Origin of the sequence: Streptomyces sp. NPDC093801 (genome assembly GCF_040701585.1) — a bacterium.
Lineage (GTDB): Bacteria > Actinomycetota > Actinomycetes > Streptomycetales > Streptomycetaceae > Streptomyces.
In genome coordinates this window covers 279232-296197 of record NZ_JBFBDP010000001.1, presented here as the reverse complement: position 1 = coordinate 296197, position 16966 = coordinate 279232, and the positions used below count along the sequence as shown (strand labels likewise).

The 16966-nt window shown below is 71.7% G+C and carries 21 protein-coding genes; 12 read left to right on the top strand and 9 right to left on the bottom strand.

The features are described from left to right. Positions 1-78 precede the first annotated feature (78 nt). The 9 genes from AB0469_RS01345 to AB0469_RS01305 all read right to left on the bottom strand — a co-directional run bounded on the left by AB0469_RS01345 (position 79) and on the right by AB0469_RS01305 (position 8686). Positions 79-579: a hypothetical protein gene (locus tag AB0469_RS01345; RefSeq protein ID WP_366449206.1), complete on the bottom strand. Its 501-nt coding sequence runs from the start codon at positions 577-579 to the stop codon at positions 79-81. Further along, a complete protein-coding gene (locus tag AB0469_RS01340; protein ID WP_366449205.1) occupies positions 576-1355 on the bottom strand; it encodes a ParB/RepB/Spo0J family partition protein in 780 nt (259 codons plus the stop codon). The genes AB0469_RS01345 and AB0469_RS01340 overlap by 4 nt, the downstream gene beginning before the upstream one ends. Positions 1356-1445: 90 nt before the next feature. Then, complete coding sequence (locus tag AB0469_RS01335) at positions 1446-2960, bottom strand: ATP-binding protein (protein ID WP_366449204.1); 1515 nt, start codon at positions 2958-2960, stop codon at positions 1446-1448. A gap of 29 nt (positions 2961-2989) precedes the next feature. Beyond that, positions 2990-3436, bottom strand: a complete 447-nt coding sequence (locus tag AB0469_RS01330) for a DUF6238 family protein (RefSeq protein ID WP_366449203.1) — start codon at positions 3434-3436, stop codon at positions 2990-2992. A gap of 73 nt (positions 3437-3509) precedes the next feature. After that, a complete protein-coding gene (locus tag AB0469_RS01325; protein WP_366449202.1) occupies positions 3510-4976 on the bottom strand; it encodes an SCO6880 family protein in 1467 nt (488 codons plus the stop codon). An 84-nt stretch (positions 4977-5060) separates the two neighbouring features. Next, on the bottom strand, positions 5061-6410 hold the full coding sequence (locus AB0469_RS01320) for an ATP-binding protein (RefSeq protein WP_366449201.1): 1350 nt from the start codon (positions 6408-6410) through the stop codon (positions 5061-5063). A gap of 35 nt (positions 6411-6445) precedes the next feature. Further along, on the bottom strand, positions 6446-7132 hold the full coding sequence (locus tag AB0469_RS01315) for a hypothetical protein (protein WP_366449200.1): 687 nt from the start codon (positions 7130-7132) through the stop codon (positions 6446-6448). Further along, positions 7132-7446, bottom strand: coding sequence for a DUF6112 family protein (locus AB0469_RS01310; RefSeq protein WP_366449290.1), 315 nt, complete (start codon positions 7444-7446; stop codon positions 7132-7134). Before AB0469_RS01310 ends, AB0469_RS01315 begins: the two co-directional genes overlap by 1 nt. A 115-nt stretch (positions 7447-7561) precedes the next feature. Then, positions 7562-8686 (bottom strand): C40 family peptidase, encoded by a 1125-nt coding sequence (locus AB0469_RS01305; protein WP_366449199.1) that lies wholly within the window; start codon positions 8684-8686, stop codon positions 7562-7564. Between the two features lie 551 nt (positions 8687-9237). Between AB0469_RS01305 and AB0469_RS01300 the strand changes: the two genes are divergently transcribed. The 12 genes from AB0469_RS01300 (at position 9238) to AB0469_RS01245 (ending at position 16913) form a co-directional block, all read left to right on the top strand. After that, positions 9238-9993: a site-specific DNA-methyltransferase gene (locus tag AB0469_RS01300; RefSeq protein WP_366449198.1), complete on the top strand. Its 756-nt coding sequence runs from the start codon at positions 9238-9240 to the stop codon at positions 9991-9993. Between the two features lie 176 nt (positions 9994-10169). Then, complete coding sequence (locus AB0469_RS01295; RefSeq protein ID WP_366449197.1) at positions 10170-10817, top strand: DUF4913 domain-containing protein; 648 nt, start codon at positions 10170-10172, stop codon at positions 10815-10817. After that, positions 10814-11305: a hypothetical protein gene (locus AB0469_RS01290; protein ID WP_366449196.1), complete on the top strand. Its 492-nt coding sequence runs from the start codon at positions 10814-10816 to the stop codon at positions 11303-11305. The genes AB0469_RS01295 and AB0469_RS01290 overlap by 4 nt, the downstream gene beginning before the upstream one ends. Then, the gene (locus AB0469_RS01285) at positions 11302-11994 is read left to right on the top strand and encodes a DUF3631 domain-containing protein (protein WP_366449195.1); all 693 of its coding nucleotides are present in this window, start codon (positions 11302-11304) and stop codon (positions 11992-11994) included. Before AB0469_RS01290 ends, AB0469_RS01285 begins: the two co-directional genes overlap by 4 nt. Positions 11995-12032: 38 nt before the next feature. Then, positions 12033-12485, top strand: coding sequence for a GNAT family N-acetyltransferase (locus tag AB0469_RS01280; RefSeq protein ID WP_366449194.1), 453 nt, complete (start codon positions 12033-12035; stop codon positions 12483-12485). Between the two features lie 216 nt (positions 12486-12701). Beyond that, positions 12702-13244, top strand: a complete 543-nt coding sequence (locus AB0469_RS01275) for a hypothetical protein (protein WP_366449193.1) — start codon at positions 12702-12704, stop codon at positions 13242-13244. Positions 13245-13282: 38 nt separating this feature from the next. Continuing rightward, positions 13283-14011, top strand: a complete 729-nt coding sequence (locus tag AB0469_RS01270) for a hypothetical protein (protein WP_366449192.1) — start codon at positions 13283-13285, stop codon at positions 14009-14011. Positions 14012-14171: 160 nt separating this feature from the next. Further along, positions 14172-14627 carry a hypothetical protein gene (locus tag AB0469_RS01265; RefSeq protein ID WP_366449191.1) on the top strand — a complete coding sequence of 152 codons (456 nt, stop codon included), beginning with the start codon at positions 14172-14174 and terminating at the stop codon, positions 14625-14627. Then, positions 14624-15070 (top strand): hypothetical protein, encoded by a 447-nt coding sequence (locus tag AB0469_RS01260; RefSeq protein WP_366449190.1) that lies wholly within the window; start codon positions 14624-14626, stop codon positions 15068-15070. Before AB0469_RS01265 ends, AB0469_RS01260 begins: the two co-directional genes overlap by 4 nt. Then, on the top strand, positions 15071-15472 hold the full coding sequence (locus AB0469_RS01255; protein ID WP_366449189.1) for a hypothetical protein: 402 nt from the start codon (positions 15071-15073) through the stop codon (positions 15470-15472). A gap of 32 nt (positions 15473-15504) precedes the next feature. Continuing rightward, positions 15505-16383, top strand: coding sequence for a winged helix-turn-helix transcriptional regulator (locus tag AB0469_RS01250; RefSeq protein ID WP_366449188.1), 879 nt, complete (start codon positions 15505-15507; stop codon positions 16381-16383). Continuing rightward, on the top strand, positions 16380-16913 hold the full coding sequence (locus AB0469_RS01245) for a regulator (protein WP_366449187.1): 534 nt from the start codon (positions 16380-16382) through the stop codon (positions 16911-16913). Before AB0469_RS01250 ends, AB0469_RS01245 begins: the two co-directional genes overlap by 4 nt. Positions 16914-16966: the final 53 nt, after the last annotated feature.

Here is a 16966-nt window from a genome sequence, read left to right as displayed (position 1 = left end):
GACAGGTCTGGTGGTCGGCCCGCGGGCCCGATGCACGCCGGGTCGGGTGGTCGGGCCTGCGGTGCTCGCCTGCTACGGTCAGAAGGGGCCGGACTGAGTGGCGTTGTCCTCGGTCCAGTGGAAGACAATCCGCTCCAGGTCTATGAGGTAGACGATGCCGTCATTGGCGCGGAAGGCGTCGAGGCGATCGTCGGCGTATTCCTGGCGCTCGTTGTCCACCGCATCGACGTGCACCCGGTTCCGCCGCGACTGCTTGCGCCAGGCGACAACGTCGGAGTCGGTCGCGCGTCTCATCCAGACCCAGACGCCGTTGCCCAGCTTGAGGATGTCGTCGGGGTGGAAGAAGGAGCCCGGCCCCCTGCGACGGGGGTTGCGCTGGTCCCCGAACCCTGTGACCGCATTCTCGGCGAGTTTGTCCAGGGCGATGGCCAGCGTGTCCGGGCCGAGGTTCACGTCATCGAGCTTGCCACGTACCGCGTCGACGAGGTCGCGCTTGCGGAACCGGCCGTCGGCGTCCGTGATTTCCAGCGCGGTCTCCTCGACGAGCTGCCGCAGGAGGAGTTCGGTATCGCTCGTCACGGCAGATCACGCTCCTGCCAGACCTGGTCCATCTCGGCCAGCGCCGTCATCGCGTGCGCGATGATCTCGCGGGTGAGGGGCGCGCCGGTCGTGTACGCGGGGTCGTACCGGCTGAACGTCCTGGTGCCGCGGGTCTGGGCGAGCGGCGGGATGAGTTCGTCGAGCAGGCGGGTGGCGACCTTTCGCTGCCGCTTGTCCTCCTCGACGCGCTCAGTACGTTCCGCCCACGCGCCGGCCAGGGTCAGGTCGCCCTCGACGACCCGGTCGGCAAGCTCGGGGTCCTCTTCCCGCAGGCGGGCGAGCTGGGCCTCGGCGGAGTTCTCCTTGGCCTTGTTCTCCTGGGCTGTCGCGTACGCCTCGTTCAGGCTCTTGGTGCCCTTGATGACGGCGTCGGCGAGGAGTGGTGCGTAGCGCAGGACTATGGTGGCCTGCGTGATGCGGCCGGTGGAGACTCCGGCCTGTTCACTCAGTGAACGGACGGACTGTTCACTCGGTGAACGCTCCGAATGTTCACTGAGTGAACGGGCCTTCGCGGCGATCATCGCGAGCTGCCCCTTGGTCAGGTGGCGGTGGCGGCTGTTGACCGACAGGGCGTAGGCGCTCGGGCTGTTCCCGTCGTAGGTGACGTATACAGGCTCGATGCCGGCGATCTCGCATGCCTTCAGCCGGTTCCGGCCGTCGAGGATTCGGCCGTCAGCGTCGAGAACGATGGGGTGGTGCTGGCCGAGCTCGAGGATGTCGTCGGCGAGTGCCCGGAGCTCGTCGTCGTCGAGCATCGGGAACAGTGCGGTGGTCGGATGGGATTCTATGGGGGTCCTCCTGGGGGATTCGGTTGCGAGGGGGTGGCCCGGTGAGGTGGGCAGACCTCAGTGCATGCGGGCGTCGGTGTCGAACAGGTGCTGCTCGGCCGGGTGAAGAAGATGTTGAACGATGAATGATCGTCCGGCGACCTTCCACAGGCCGCGTCCGCGGCTGAGGTGAGAGATCGCTTCGGTCTCGACGCTGGTGAGGCCGAGCAGGGCGGCGGCAGCGTGGAGCTGATCGGTTTCCTGCCGGTAGACGATGCGGGTGGAGCAGTCCGCCAGGAGGCCCTCGGCCAGGGCCCGGCCCTGGGATCCGGCGTCGCCTGCGGAGAGCAGGTCGGAGAGGCGGTGGACGACCATCAGGTTGGCGATGCCCAGGCCGCGGCTCAGCTTCCACTGGGCCTGCATGCGCTGGAGGAGCGCGGGGTGGCGCAGGATGCGCCACGCCTCGTCGTAGACGATCCAGCGGCGCCCGCCGCGGGGGTCGGTGAGGGCCGACTCCATCCAGGCCGAGGCGCAGGTCATGGCGAGGACGAGGCCGGTGTCGTCGCCGGAGCCGCCGAGCCGGGACAGGTCGATGCTCAGCATCGGAGTGCTCGGGTCGAAGGCCACGGTGGAGGGGGCGTCGAACATGCCGGCGAGGTCGCCGTGGACCATGCGGCGCAGGGCGTGGGCGAGGTCGCGGGCCGCGTCGCCGAGGTGGCCGGAGACGGTGCCGGCGGCCTGGTCGAGGAGCGCGGGCTGGGCCAGGGTGTGGGCGATGTCCCCGAGCAGCGGGGTGCGGCCTGCGTGGGCGGCGGCCTTGACGACGCCGTCGAGGGCGATGTCGAGGGCGGTGTGCTCCATCGGCATCAGGTCCCGGCCCAGCACGGTACGGGCCAGGGAGCCGAGGAGGAGCAGGCGCCGCTTTCGGATCTCACCCGCCCAGTCCGCCTCGGGTACGGACGGCGGCCTCGGTGCTGCGTCCAGGGGGTTGAGGCGGCCGGGCAGGCCTGGGCCGAGGGCTATCGAGGTGCCACCGAGCGCCTGAGCGACGGGAGTCCACTCGCCCTTCGGGTCGCAGGGCACATAGACGCGGTAGCCGAACGCAACACTGCGCAGCGCGAAGGACTTCGCCAGAGCGGACTTGCCCTGGCCGATGACCCCGGCCAGCAGCACGTTGGGGTTGGTGAAGCCTTCGACCTTGCCGTACAGGGTGAACGGGTCGAAGGTGAAAGCGGCTTCGGCGTGGACGTCGCGCCCGATGTAGATGCCGTCGGCTCCGAGGCCGCCTTCGGCGAGGAACGGGTACGCGCCGGCGGCGACCGCGGTGGTCATGCGGTGCGCGGGCAGGTGCAGAACGCTGCCGCGGGCGGAGGCTGCGCCGGACCGTCCGGAGGACGGGTATGTGGGCGTCGGCATCTGCGCTTCGGCGGGCTCGGGTCCGTGGACTGCGGCGGCTGCGCGGGCTTTGGCCTCGGCTTCGGCGAGTTGCTTGCGGGCGGCGCGGCGGCTGGCGCGGTCGGTGCCGTGCGGGGTGAACAGAGGGGAGGCGCTGGCACGGCGGGCGCGGCGGCCGGGACGGTGCTGCTGGGGCATGGGGCGGATCGATTCTGCGGAGGCGCCGCTCACACCGCTCCGGCGGTGCGGGGACTGTGGTCGCTGGGGGTGGTCTTGCGGCGGATGGAGTGCCCGGAGGCGAGGTGGCGCTGGCAGATGGTGAGGACAGGCGGCCCCTCGGGCAGCGTCTCGGGGCGGCAGACGGGGTCCGCGTCGGCCTTAGGTGTGGCGGGGAGTGTGTGGAAGGCGTCGTGGACGCCGGCTGAGGCCTGCCATATCCGCAGGTGAGCTGCGGCGAGGTGGCGTCCGGCCGCCGGGTGGGCGGGCCGGGTGGCCTCGGCGAGCTGGTCCAGGAGCAGGTGCAGTCCGGTCAGGTGGCCGTGCAGGACATCGAGGTGGGCGCGGTCGGCCGGAGCGCCTGCGGTGGCGCTTTGGCGGGTGTGGTGGCGGACGCCGGCGGTGGCGGCCCGCAGGTAGGGGTGCGCGTCGCCGGAGTCGGTGAGGGAGGAAGCCAAGAAGCAGGGCGTCTTTCTGTTGGGGCAGGTCAGCGGCGGCAGGGCGGTAGGCGATGCCCGGTCCGCGTGCCGGTTACAGGGCGGTGCGGGCGAGGGGGAGGGCGGCGAGGGTGAAGGCGTCGGGCTGCTGGTAGACGAGGCGGCGCAGGTCGACCTGGGCGGTGACGGCGGCGGTTTCGATCTGCGCGCAGGCGGCGTCGAGTTGTGCGTCGGTTTCGGCGGAGACGGTGAGCAGGCCGGTGAGGGCGACGTCGGCGTGGCCGGCGATGAGCTGGCGTTCGCGTTCCTTGACGTCGGTGTACTCGACGGAGTCGGCTTCGGAGTCGACCTGGCCGCGGCGGGCGCGTTCGTTGGCGTCGGCGATGATCGTGGCCTTGGTGCGCTGGACGTCCCGCAGCGCGGACTCGAGCTCCTGGGGGACGTATATAAGGGAGAAGGAGCGGCGTACCCCGGCGGTGAACATCAGCTGGTGCAAGAAGCCGGGCGCGGTTTCGGTGCGGGGCCAGTTCTCCACCCAGTAGGTGGCGTGGCGGGCGGTGTCGGTGATGACCCGGTCGTGCTCCTCGACCTGGACCACCGGGCCGGCCGCCGCCGGGTCGGCCTCGGCCCGCCCGTGCTCGGACCACTGCTGGAGTGCCGCCAGTGCCTTGGGGTCGTAGGCGGTGCGCACGACGGCGGCGACTTCCCGGGCGGTGAGCCAGCCGGTGACCATCAGCCCGGCGGTGCGGGCGGCCTGGGTGACGGAGGCGGTGGTCTGCCCGAGCACGGTGAAGGCTCCGGGCAGGCCGCCGCCGGCCTGGGAGATCAGCCGCTTGGCGGCCTTCATGTCCAGGGAGATCGCCAGGTACGTCTCGTGCGGTGCGGCGGCCGGTCCGGCGGAGGCGACGAGGTCGGCGTATACGTGCCCGGCCACCGGTGTTGCCGGGTGGCCGTGGGTGGTCCAGTGGCGGGTGAGGGTGTCGCCGGAGTCGGGGACCGTGCGTTCCAGGACCTGGACGGTGGCGATGTGCCCGGTGCGGGCGATGCCGGCCAGCGCCCGCCCCCAGGCGCTCACGTTGGCGTTCTGGGTGGCGGGGTCGAGCAGGGCGAAGGCGCGGGACGTGACGCGGGCTACGGCGGTGAGGGTCTGCTGGTGGGGGTCGTGGACGGCGGCGGCCTGGGATCCGGCCGGGGTGACCACGCGCAGGGAGGCGGCGGTGCCGGGCAGGTGGAGCAGGCCGTCCACCTTGGGGCGGGAGACCGCGCGGGCCAGCCACATGGTCTGGCCGGTGCGTCGGCGGTGGGCGTAGCGCAGGACGATCGGCGCCCAGTCGATCAGGGACCGGCCGTGGCGGCGGACCGCGACGAGGGCGGCGACGGCCGCCCACAGGGGGGTCAGGGCGAGCGCTCCGAGAAGGCCGGTGGACACCACGGTCGCCAGGAGCAGGGCGAGGGCGGCGGAGGCAAGGACGAGCTGGGGAAGGGACAGGCCGAGCAGGATGCCGCGCCTGGACCGGTGGGGGAACTTGATCGTCAGTGGGGACAGGGAGAGATCAGACAAGGCAGGGGCCGCTTTCGGGGCGCGGGGCCGGGGCCCGGGCGGGACACGCTGTGTGGGTGTCCCGCCCGGGCAGGGGCGAACGGATCAGGAACCGGTCGGCGGGGGTGACGTGGTGAACGGGCTGCCGGAGGATCCGGCTGTCGCACTCGGGGCGCCCTGTGGCGGCACCTGCTGAGTGCTGCGCGGTACCGGACCGGTGCTGCTGCTCGGGGAGGTCGGTCCGGCCTGCGGGCCGGGGCTGCCGCCGAGGTGGCCGCTGGTGTCCTGGTTCACGCGGGTCGGCGGAGGCTGGACCCCCTTCGACAGTCCATCGGCGAGCCCGCCGCCCGTGGACGGCAGGGGCGCGGTGTTCTTCTCCCCGCCGCTGCCGCCGGTGGGGCTGGCGGCGACGTCGCCGGGGAACTGGCCCGGGACGCTTGCCGGTCCCTGCGGGGCGGCTCCGGCTGCGGCGCCTCCGGCACCGCCGGTCGCGGCCATCGCGGCGGCCTTGCGGGCGGCCTGCTCGGTGTGCTGCTTGGCGATCTGTGCACCCGCGCCGCCGGCCCGATGGATGGATTCGCCGTCGGTGCCCTCGGCGGCCCAGTGCACGAACTTGAACGTGGCGTACGGGCACAGGAGCACCAGCAGCATGATCACGGCGCCGGCGAGGCAGTCGGCGAGGGCCGCCATGCCGTCCTTCGGGTCGGTCCGTCCGAGGGCGGACACGCCGAGGAGGAAGACGATCGTCATCAGGAGCTTGGAGACGACGAGGGTGGCGGTGGCTTCGATCCAGCCGCGGCGCCACCGGCGGGCGGCTTCCCAGCCGCCGCCGGCTCCGGCGAAGACGGCGAGGGTGACCAGGACGAGGATGCCGACCTTGCGGACCATCATCACGCACCAGTACAGCAGCGCTCCGATCGCGGAGCCGAGGCCGACGACTGCGGGGATCATCCAGCCCAGCGGCACCATCGAGCCGACATAGCTGGCCTTGACCATGCGCCGTACGGCTTCCTGGATGGATGTGTCCGCCGCGGCGAACAGCCCGGCCGACAGCGCGTCGACGACTTCGATGGCCACGGTGGTGAGCGCGATGGCGGCGAAGGAAAACAGGACGCCGGAGGCGGTGCCGGTGAACGCCTGGGCCAGGGCCTGGCCGTCGCGTTTGATGGCGGCCCGGATGAGCTGGGCGCAGAAGGTGGCGACCAGGATGGTCAGGCCGATCGGCAGCAGCAGTTCGTAGTTGTCGACGAACCACCCGGCGCGCAGGTCGACCTTGGTGGTGGTGTCGACGGCCTCGGCGGCCAGGTCGGCGGCTCCGGCGGCGAACTCACCGACGGACTTGGCGATCCAGTTGCCGATGCCCTCGGTGATGGCCTTGCCCGGATCGTTGACGAAGTCGATGGCGTCGGCGGCCGTGCACAGCTTGCTCGCCAGGGGCAGGGAGCAGAAGTCCACTGGAAGGGGTACCTCCTTATCTGTTCAGTGGCGTGCTACGGGGCGACGCTCGGGGCGAGGGAGACCAGGGCGCAGTCGGCGCTCGGTCGGCACTGGACGGCGAGGGTGACCGCGCGGTCCTCCGCCCCGCCACCGCCGTCCTTCCAGGCGATGGACTGCTTGCCGGTGACCGTGACGGCGTAGATGTATGCCTCGGTGATCGCGGTCGGGTGTTCGGCCAGGGCCTGTTTGAACGCCGACGGGAAACGGGCGTCGGAGACCGTGGCGGTGGCGTGCTGGGCGTTGTCGGCCATCCGCGACCACAGCACCGGGTCCGGTACCTGGGAGGAGAGGGAAGTCCAGTCGGTGTACTTCGTCTCGGCGGTCATCCAGGCGTGCATGCCGGCGAGCTGCTGGTCGCGGCTGGTGGTGCGGGTGTCGTAGGACCACAGCATCACCGCCGCCGCCCGCCCGTAGGCCAGAGGATCCGACAGCCGCGGCGGGCTGGGTACCGCTCTCGTCCCCGTACCGGGCTTCGGTGCGCCCGGTGTGGACGGTGACGGGTCGGCCGGGGCCGGTGCTGCGGGGGTGCGGGCCTTGCCCTGGTCCCGGTTGGTGAGGAGGGCCGCGGCTGCGGCGACCGCGAGCAGCAGGACCGTCACAGTGACGAGGACGGTGATCCGCCGCTTGGAAGGCCAGTGGGAGGTGGCCCGGTGCAAGGGGGACAGAGAGCGCCTGCCCATCAGCGGACCTGGGTGCCGAGTGCGGAGAAGAAGGCCACGATGCCGTTGGCGGCGCCGAGGCCGAGGGCCGCGCCGGCGGAGACGACGGCGCCCTTCTTCCCATTGGCTTCTGCCTGGTGGCCGCCGGTGTGGTGGCCCCAGGCCCACACGCCGAGGGACACGGCCAGGGCACCGACGACGGCGATGATCCCGAACATGTTGATCGAGCTGACGACGTTCTTCAGGACGTCAAGTCCGGGCAGGCCGCCACCCTTCGGGGTGATGCCCGGGTCGAAGGCGAGGTGGGTGACGCGGTCTGCGAGTGGAATGGGTATGACGGAGCTCCTTGCGTGCGCAGGGCAAAGCGGCCTTGCGAAATGCGGTGGAAGGGAAGAGGGCGCTCAGGGCGCGTGAGAGGCGCGGACCAGGCCAGGGCGGCGTTGCCGGCGGTCAGCTGTGAAGCGCGGGGATGCGGCGGACGGCGAGGATCTGCCAGTCGCCGACCTTCTCGATCCGCACCGGACGACCGGTCTTCGGCGCGTTGATCACGAGCCCGGCGCCCATGTACATGCCGACGTGCTCGGGGACGGCGGCGGTGCCGCGGGTGAAGAGCAGGTCACCGGGCTTGAGGGCACTGGCCGGGACCGGGTCGCCTTCCTTGACCTGGGTGTACGTGGTGCGAGTCAGCTGTACGCCGGCCTTGGCGTAGGCCTGCTGCGTCAGACTGGAGCAGTCGCAGCGGCCCATCGGGTCGGGTCCGCGCGGGGCGAGGCAGGTGCCGCCCCACTGGTACATCGTGCCGAGCTGGTGCATCGCCCAGTCGATCGCGGTACGGGCCTTCGGTGAGGCGTCCGAGGGGATCTTGTACCCGTCGGGGACGGCGCCTTCGGGGATCTCACCCCAGCCGGATCCGTCCTCGCCCGGCCGGCAGCCGTTTCCGGTGTCCGGTTGGCCGGGCTGGGTCTGTCCGCCGTTCGGGAGGGTCTTGACGATGGCCTGCTGCAGCGCCCGGGCGAGGGGCTCCCACTGGGCGTAGGCGTCCGGGTAGCCGGAGCGCTGCACGGCCTGGGCGGCCTGGGTGATGGTCATCTGCTGCCAGCCGTTCACCTCCAGCAGCCCCTTGTAGAAGCGTGTGGAGGCGTAGACGGGGTCGCGGATCTGCTCGGGGGTTCCCCAGCCCTGGCTGGGCCGCTGCTGGAACAGCCCAAGGCTGTCGCGGTCGCCGAAGTTGAGGTTGCGAAGCCGGGATTCCTGGATGGCGGTGGCGAGGGCGACGACCTGTCCCCGCTCGGGGACCTTCATGGCGATGCCGGTGTCCACGATGGTCTTGGCGTGCGGGATCTGCTCGGCAGGCAGTTCCAGGCCTTCGACGCGAACGTTCTGGTCGGCGCCCTGGCCGCCGAGGATGGCCGCGACCTGCCGGGCGACGGCGTTCGTGTCGACGTCCTTGCCGCCGGAGGTACAGGCGGTTGCGCGGGAGGCGCCGCCGCTTCCGGCCGCGGCGATGGCGGCGGTGCCGGCGAGGAGGAGAGGGGTCAGGCAGACGACGCCGAGAGCGGCGGCTACGGCCTTCAATCCGGTGCGCCTCCCCGCTCGCCGGGCGGTGCCGGCGGCCGGGATTCAGGCTGGGGCGGGCAGAGGTGCGTCATGACGGTGTCCTTGAGGGGAGTGAAGCCCCGGCCGCGCGGTCCGTGAAGCATGTGAGAAGGGCGCAGTACGGCCGGGTGATGGGTGATCTGGCGTTCCTGCCGGGGGCCGGTTCGAGTTGCCTCTCGGTCCGGCGCGGCAGGGCGCGGGGTCAGGCGCGGGTGGGCACAGGAATCCTCCGTGAGGGCATGGGTGGGGGAGGCCACCCGGCAGTCGGTGCGTGCCGGGGCGGTTCCAAAACTGTAGGTGCCGATCCCCGGTTGACCAAGAAATAGATGATCAAGGCTCTATTTCAAGGGTTTTCGCGCCGACCGTGGTCAACCGGGGATCGTGCCCTACAGTTTTGGGACTCCCCCCTGCAAGTGCCGGCGCTTTCTGCCGTGGCCTTGCCATGCCCGCATACCGTCTGGCGGGCGCGTGCCCGATTGGCGCGTTCTGGGGAGACTCATCTCTTTCCCGACCCGAATTGGGGTACCTCTTTGCCTTTTTCCCTGCATCAGGGTGACGCGCTCAGCGTCCTGTCCACCCTCCCGGACGGCTGCGTCGACTCCGTCATCACCGACCCGCCGTACAACTCCGGCGGGCGCACCGCGAAGGAACGCACCTCCCGGACGGCCCGGCAGAAGTACACCTCCGCGGACGCCGGTCACAGCCTGCCGGACTTCACCGGCGAGAACATGGACCAAAGGAGCTACGGCTTCTGGCTCACCCAGATCATGACCGAGGCCCACCGGCTCACCCGGCCCGGCGGGACGGCGCTGCTGTTCACCGACTGGCGCCAGCTCCCCGTCACCACCGACGCACTCCAGGCCGCCGGCTGGCTGTGGCGCGGCGTCCTGGCCTGGCACAAGCCGCAGGCCAGGCCGCAGAAGGGCCGCTTCACCCAGAACTGCGAGTTCATCGTCTGGGGCTCCAACGGCGCCATCGACGGCGACCGGAACGAGGTCTACCTGCCCGGCCTGTACTCGGCCTCGCAGCCCTCGGGCAAGAACCGGCAGCACATCACGCAGAAGCCGGTGCAAGTGATGCGGGAGCTGGTCAAGATCAGCCCGCCCGGCGGCACCGTGCTCGATTTCTGTGCCGGCTCCGGCTCCACCGGCGTTGCCGCCCTGCTGGAAGGCCGCGACTTCATCGGCGTGGAGAAGACCAAGCACTACACCGAGATCGCCGCCGGCCGGCTCACCGAAACGCTTCAGCAGACGCTCACCCAGGACGACTTCACGCTGTCCGCCTGACCGTCCGGAGCACTACTCCGGGGCCGGATGCGGTGTTCTCGAATCCCGTTCCGGTCCGGTTGCCGGGCTTTGTATCACGGGATCCCCGGTTAGCCAAACCGGGGATCCCGTGGATCGTTGAAGTCCCCTTCCCGCTTTTCCATGGGCCGTATACGGCCGCGAGGAGTTCCCTTTTCGTGCACGAATCACAAGAAGCCGCCGACGGCGAGGACCTGGAGCCGGTCCGGATACCGGAAGCCGAGTTGCAGAGCATCCAGGCCAGTGTGGCCAAGCTGTTGGACCGCTCCGCCGAGCAGGCCCGCCAGCTCGACAGCCTGGCCACCGCCCCCGACCCCATGCCGTTCCCCGGCTTCGCCATGCCCTCGCTCCCCGGCATGCCGGGGATGCCGGCGCCTGTGCTCCCGCCGGAGCCGCGGCCGATCCTGGAACTGGAGGGCGAGGCATACGAGAACGAGATCGACTCGCTCACGGACTGGGTCGAGGACTTCCTGATGCCCACCTACGGCGCGGAGATCACCACCGCCGCGCCGTGGTGCGGGCAGTGGCAGGAACACCTTGACGTGGTGGCCTGGCTGCATGCCCTGTGGCTGGCCTACCTCCAGCACAAGGAACCCGACGCCGGCCTGGCGGGGATCTTCGTGTGGCACCGGGACTGCCTCACCCATGCCATGGCCGCCGTCCGCGCACCGGGCGGACCTCTCTCCGCCTGCCAGACCGATCCGGACCGGCCCGCCCACCGTCTCCTGCGCGGTCCCGGCCGCTCCGACCGGACCGTCGATCCTGACGCCGAGGACACCCCTGGCATGAACGGGACCGTGACGTGAGCGGGCCTGAGCCCCGGCCCGCGTTTAGCCTCAACTTCGATCCGCGCGCCTGGAACGACCTGCTCGCCGCCCCGAGCGACATTCGCGACCTCGTCCTCGCCCAGCTCCAGGACGTCGTCAACGCCCGCCTGTTCGGAGGCAAGCTCACCGGCGACCTTGCCGGCCTGCGCAAGCTCTACGTCGACCACCGGGCTGCATGGCGCATCGTCTACGCCCAGCGCCCGGCCCCGGCGGGCTCTGCCTTCCGCACCGAAATCCACGTGGTCGCGGTCCGCCCGCGGGACCGCCACGACGTCTACAACACCGCCGCCGCCCGCCTGGGCATCAAGCGGCGCCCCGTGAGCGCGCTCACCCACGCGGCCCGCGCCCGCTCACCCCAGCTGGCCGGCTACCGGCCCGTTCCCAAGCCCGGCCCGCCGCCGTACGCGCTGCCGGGCCTGCCTCAGCCCGCACCCACCCCCCTCGCTACGAAAGGCCCCACCCGTTGACAACTCACCCCAACCTCCTCGACGCCTTCGCCCACACCCTGCTCGGGACGGCGCCGAAGCCGGAGAACCCCCACCACCGGGCCCTCCTGGAGGCCCACACCACCGTCCAGCACCTCGAAGGCCGACTCCTGGAGAGGTTCTCCCGGCCGCTGCCCGAGAACACCTCGCTGCATACGTACGTGGAGGAGTACACCGAGCTCGTCCTCGACCGCCTCGCCGCCGGCGTCGAGCTGTCCCTCCTGCTGTCCGCCCCCTGCGCCCCGGTCACCGGCAGCACTTCGCCCGCTGCCACGGGCGCGCCGGAGGCGGATACGGACTGCTGCCGCCCGAGTGGAGATGTCCCGGCCGAACCCGACTGCCTCTCCTGCGGACAGGGGCCGGAGAATGGCTCCTGCCGGCAGGCAGGCGAAGAACCGGCCGACCTGCTGAAAGCCTGCCTGGCGGTGTTCGGCGCGCTCGGTGATCCGGAGGCGCTGGCGTCGGCGGACCTGGTGGGCGGACTGCGCCTGCTGCCCGGTACCGCGGTGGGCTGCTGGTCCTACGCCGACCTCACCCAGACCCGGCTGGCCCAGTTCCTGGCTCCGTACGGGATCCAGACCCGCGACATCACCCTGCCGGACGGCCGACGCCGCAAGTCCTACCGTCGCTCCGCCTTCGTCTCGGCGGCGTGGGGCGAAGACCTCTGCTGAACCGCCCCACCCCACGCCCCGGACCTGCCCTCATCGCTGTGCTCGCTGGCATCCGGCGGGCCGGGACCTCGGACATCGCCCACATCGACGCGTTCCACCACCGCTGCTCACCCGCCGGTCTTCACCGACGGTGGGGCCGGACCCGCGTCGCAATCCGCGATATCGAACGCCTTCTGGCCGCCGGTACGACGTGGCTGGGCCTTGACGCTGCCGGGCAGGTGACCGCGATGGCGACTGCCGGGGGCATCAGCGGCGAGCCGGGGGTGATGGATCTCGGCCTGCAGGTCGCCGACGCAGCGCAGCAGCGCGGCATCGGGAAGCTGATGGCCCGCCATACCGTCGCACACGCCCGCAGCAGCGGCGCCCACACCCTGTCGGTCTACACCGCGGCGTCGAACACGCCGATGCTCCGCATCCTGCGCCGCCTCGGCCCCGCAGAGCAGACACCGCACGGCAGCCACGTGGACGTCCGCGTCCGGCTCAGAAGCTGACGCCCGCCCGCCCAAGCCCTGGCGAACACATCTGACCTTCCTCACCTCCGGGAGCCGCCCATCTCCACCCCACCACCCGCCTCTTCGGCACCGGATGCGGCGCTCGCCGACCGGATCCACGCCGCCACCGGTCACAGCGTCACCGACCTCGCCGAATACCACGAACGGGGCCTCCTCGACGAGCCGACGGCGGCCCTGGCCGACGCCCACCGGCTGATGCGGCAGGCGCAGCGGGCCGTGGACTACCACCGCGAGCACCTGCGCCGGCTGTTGTTCCACGAGCCTGTCGTGGACACCACGGTCGCGGACCGCATCGACCGGTCCATCGGCCACCTGCGGCAGGCCGCGGCCACCCGCGACACCCACCGCGACGCCGTCCTTGCGGTCGTGGCCGAACTTCAGTCCGCCGGCCCCGACCGTCCGGACACCTGCGTGCCATCGGACCTGTCGGCCCCGGACACTGCCGCGCTGCTGGCCATCGCCCGCGGGGCCAAGCTCCACGAGAACCTGCTGACGCAGCGGCTGTCGGTCGTCACGTCCTCCGGCACCCGCATCGCCTACTCGGCACTCCAGCGGCTCGAGTCGGCCGGCCTGGTTGCGCGGGATGCCTCCCGCCCCGTCCATGCCGGTGTCCCCCTCACCCTGACCGAGGCCGGACGCGCCACCCTCACCGGCACGCCGCGTGCGGACACGGCCGGGGCGACTCCTGCCGTGCGAGCCGGAGCCTGGCCCTCCCCTGCCAGACGGGCCCATCGCTGACCGGCCCTCCCACCCCCACGTACGACGAACGGACCCGTATGCCACCACCCGACTACACGCCCGACTTCCGACTCGACGGCCTGCAGCCCGCGAACCCCGCGATGGGCGAGAGCTTCCGGTCCGCCATGGAGGTCAACTCCGACATGTTGACCGTGCTGGCCTCCCATCACAGCCCGGACGGGCGCACCAGCTTCTTCGCACTCCACGACGGCACCGCGACCTGGGGCATCCCCGGCGAGCCGCAGTTGATCGCCCTGCACCTGACGCGCGACACCACAGCCCGCATCTTCACGGCCGACTTCGTCCGCCTGCCGCTGGTCTCGATGGCCCAGTCCTGGCTGATCAAGCGCGGCTGCCCCGCCGACGGCATAGGCCTGCCGCAGGGGATGGGTACGAGGCCGGCGGACGAGACCACCGCATCCTTGGAGCGGCGGCTGACGGGCGACGGGGACAACTTCGCCCTCCTGTTCAGCTACACCGAGGATTCCGGCCCGAGGCCGGAGATCACGGTGCTGCTGCGGGCCCTCGACGAGCGGGCGCCGTACCCGTACCGCGTCCTGCTGGAGCAGGTGGACACCGACACCTGGACCCACACCCTGCGCGAAGGCGCCTTCGAGACCTTCGAGGCCGCCGACGCGTGGCTGGAGGACCGCGACACCCCGCTCCCGACACCGCCGCCGCTTGGGCCACCGGTCACACGCACTCCAATGGCGCCGGCACGCCCCCCGGCCCCTGCCACGAGTCCGCGACCGGGGCCGTCCCGCTGACCACGCGGCGGCGGAAGTTATCAGCACATCCCCGGTTAGCCAAACCGGGGATTGTCCGGACTCTTGAATCAGCCCGGCGGACATCCGCTGCCCGGGCTTCCCACCCTTGCCCTGCGCCTTGGGCGAGGCATGCCCAATTTCTTCTGGAGAGGAGACCACGGTGTCCCAAGCACCGGAGTCCGACGACGTCGTGAGAACCATCACCCAGCAGATCGAAGCCCGCTACGGGATGACGCTCGACGAGCTGCGGGCCGCGGCCACGGCGGCACCGGGCGCCGACCCCGGCGCGGCCTCGGTCGTCCGCTGGTACGGGCATCTCGCCGATGCCCAGGAAGCCCTCACCCGAGCCGAGGACGCCCTCGTGGAGGAACTCGGCCGCACGCCAGGCGAGCTGGACGATGCGGCCATGGCCCTGGCCCACCAGGTGAACGCGGCGGTCTCCGTCCGCGACGGCCGCGCCATGGTCGTGCGCTACCTCCTCGACGGCAACGCCCCCGGCAACCGCACCGCCTGGTCCGCTCCGTCCCGCACGGCGGCACTGGCCCCGGCCATCCATGCCACGCCGGTCGCCCGCCCCGCCGCCACCACGGTGCCCCTGAGAGGAGCTGTGCGATGAGCACTTCCACCAAGCCCTCCAGCCAGGACACCCGTCTCGAAGAGGTCTTCGGCGCCCCGGTCGGCGAGCTGTACGCGCAGGTCGCGGCCGGGATCGCTCCGCCGGCGGTAGCCCGGGCGCTGGAGCTGCGTTCCTTCCTCGCGCTGACCGAGGAACAGGTCGCCCGTGTCCGGGGCCGCGTGTATGCCGCCATGGCCCCGGACCGCGACATGAACGAGCTGTCGGCCGCGCAACTGCGGATGGACTCGCAGTGGATGGACGCCGCCCTGTCCGCCCGAGGCGAGTACCTCACCGCCCTGGGCGAGCTCCTCAAGACGATGCCGGCCCCGGGCGTCCGCTCCCATCGGCCGGTCGCGTTCGACCAGCAGCGTCTCGCGGCCCGGCTGAGCCCCCGTCCTGCCCCGGCTGCTTTACCGACACAGCCCGCAACGAGAGGCCGCTGATTGCCCCACCGCACCTCCCAGTCCATCACCGAACGCATCGAAGCCCTCTACGGCCGGCCCCGTGTCGAACTCGAAGCCCACGCAGACGCTACCGGCCACGCCAGCATGCTGGCCGCGCTCCTCGGCTCCCTGTCCGCGGTCGAGTTCGCCGAACGGGACATCGCCTTCCAGACCGAGCGCATTCGCCAGCTGACCCACCCCGACCGCGAGATCGGCCGCTTCACCGCCGGACACCTCCTTGACTGCGCCCGCCGCATCGGCGAAGCCGTAGCCGTCCGCGACTCCCAGGCCCAGCACACCTCCGCCGTCCTGCAGAGCCTGCACCGCACCCCCGCACCCGCAGAACAAGCCCCGGCCATGCCCGGCCCTCCGGCCCCCGCTGCCGCCGCACGGACTCGCTGAACCTTCCTCCACCCACGTTCCAGGAGCACCCTTTGCCTACCCCCGGCCTGCCCGAATCCGTCGCCGCCGACCTGTCCCGCGTCACCGAAAGCCTGCAGATGCTGGCCCCGCGCTGGAACGTGTGGGTGCTGATGACCGTGGCCGAACAGCCCCTGCGCTACAGCGACATCAAGACCCGCCTGCCTTGGCTCGTCGACGGCCAGCTCCACCCCAAGCTCCGCAAGCTGACCGACGCCGGCCTCGTCGAGCGCACCGTCCTCGACCGGCGCAACGTCCTCTACGGCCTGTCCGCCCGTGGCAAGGCGGTCTTTCCGGTGCTGACGGAAGTGGCCCGCTGGGGCCAGACACACCTGGAGAAGGACACCGCCGTGGACCCGACGACGGGACAGCGCGTGCCCAAGGCGGTGCCCAAGGCCCAGGACATCGAGGACACCCTCACGCTGCTCGCCCCCCGGCACGCCACCGCGATCCTGTGGACGCTCCAGGCCCGCGGCGCCTCCAGCGCCAAGGCCATCGCCGCCAGCGTCATGCCCGACTCCAGCCTCTCCGTGATCTACCAGCCCCTGACCCGGCTGGCCGAGGACGGCCTGATCACCCGCGACCGCCACCGCGACGGCCACGTCGAGCTGACCGCGGCCGGCCGGAACCTGGCACCCGTCTACCGGGCCCTGTCCGCCTGGGCGGCCGGCCGCCCACTGGCGGAGGCCGGAGACCACCCGGTCGGGGGGCCGGCGCCAGAGCCGTCCTTGGCCACGAGCGCCGGGCCCGGCGTGTGGCTCACCACCCAGCCCCGCCGGCCATCGGAGCCGCCCCGGCCGACGCAGGCCGCGTGGAAGCCGGGCGACCTGTTCTCCCACACCGCCCCCACCCGCCCCATCACCCCCGCACCGGCAGGAGGCCGCACCCGATGAACACCGTCCCCACCTCGACCTCGGCCTCCCCGATGCCCCGCTTCGCCCGGGCCCTGGCCCACACGGGGCTGATCCGCCTCATCAGCGAAATCGACGACAACGGCCGCCTCCAGCGACGCATGCTCGCCACCACCCTGCACGGCCTCTCACGCCGCCAGCTCACCCGCGCCACCACCACCAGCCGGCGGCTGGGCCTGCTGCGCACCACCAGCCAGGGCGGCAACACCTGCTACGCCCTCACCAGCGCCGGACGCGACCTCGCCGAGGTGTACGACACCGCCGCCCGCTGGGCCCGCGCCCACCACTACCCCCACCCCGTCAGCGACTTCACCACCCGCGTCCAGTCCACCCTCACCCTCCTCGCCCAGCACCCCGCCACCACCGATACGGCCGGGCTGGAAGGCGAGGCCGGCGCCGGGCTGGACGCCGTACGGGCCGCCCTGTCGCAGTGGGCCGACGACCACGGCGCCGACCTGAGCACGGAGCCGGTCCGGCAGGACACACCTCAGGGACTGGGGCTCGCCGCGTGAAGGTGCCGACCGGGCCGACCGAGTGCCTTGGGACAAGCGTGGCCACGCAGGCG

Excerpts from the sequence above, each read along its gene's own strand:
- AB0469_RS01335 (WP_366449204.1), bottom strand. The coding sequence starts at position 2,960 with ATGCCCCAGCAGCACCGTCCCGGCCGCCGCGCCCGCCGTGCCAGCGCC.
- AB0469_RS01245 (WP_366449187.1), top strand. The coding sequence starts at position 16,380 with ATGAACACCGTCCCCACCTCGACCTCGGCCTCCCCGATGCCCCGCTTC.
- AB0469_RS01315 (WP_366449200.1), bottom strand. The coding sequence starts at position 7,132 with ATGGGCAGGCGCTCTCTGTCCCCCTTGCACCGGGCCACCTCCCACTGG.
- AB0469_RS01270 (WP_366449192.1), top strand. The coding sequence starts at position 13,283 with ATGCCACCACCCGACTACACGCCCGACTTCCGACTCGACGGCCTGCAG.
- AB0469_RS01275 (WP_366449193.1), top strand. The coding sequence starts at position 12,702 with ATGCGGCAGGCGCAGCGGGCCGTGGACTACCACCGCGAGCACCTGCGC.
- AB0469_RS01340 (WP_366449205.1), bottom strand. The coding sequence starts at position 1,355 with ATGCTCGACGACGACGAGCTCCGGGCACTCGCCGACGACATCCTCGAG.
- AB0469_RS01260 (WP_366449190.1), top strand. The coding sequence starts at position 14,624 with ATGAGCACTTCCACCAAGCCCTCCAGCCAGGACACCCGTCTCGAAGAG.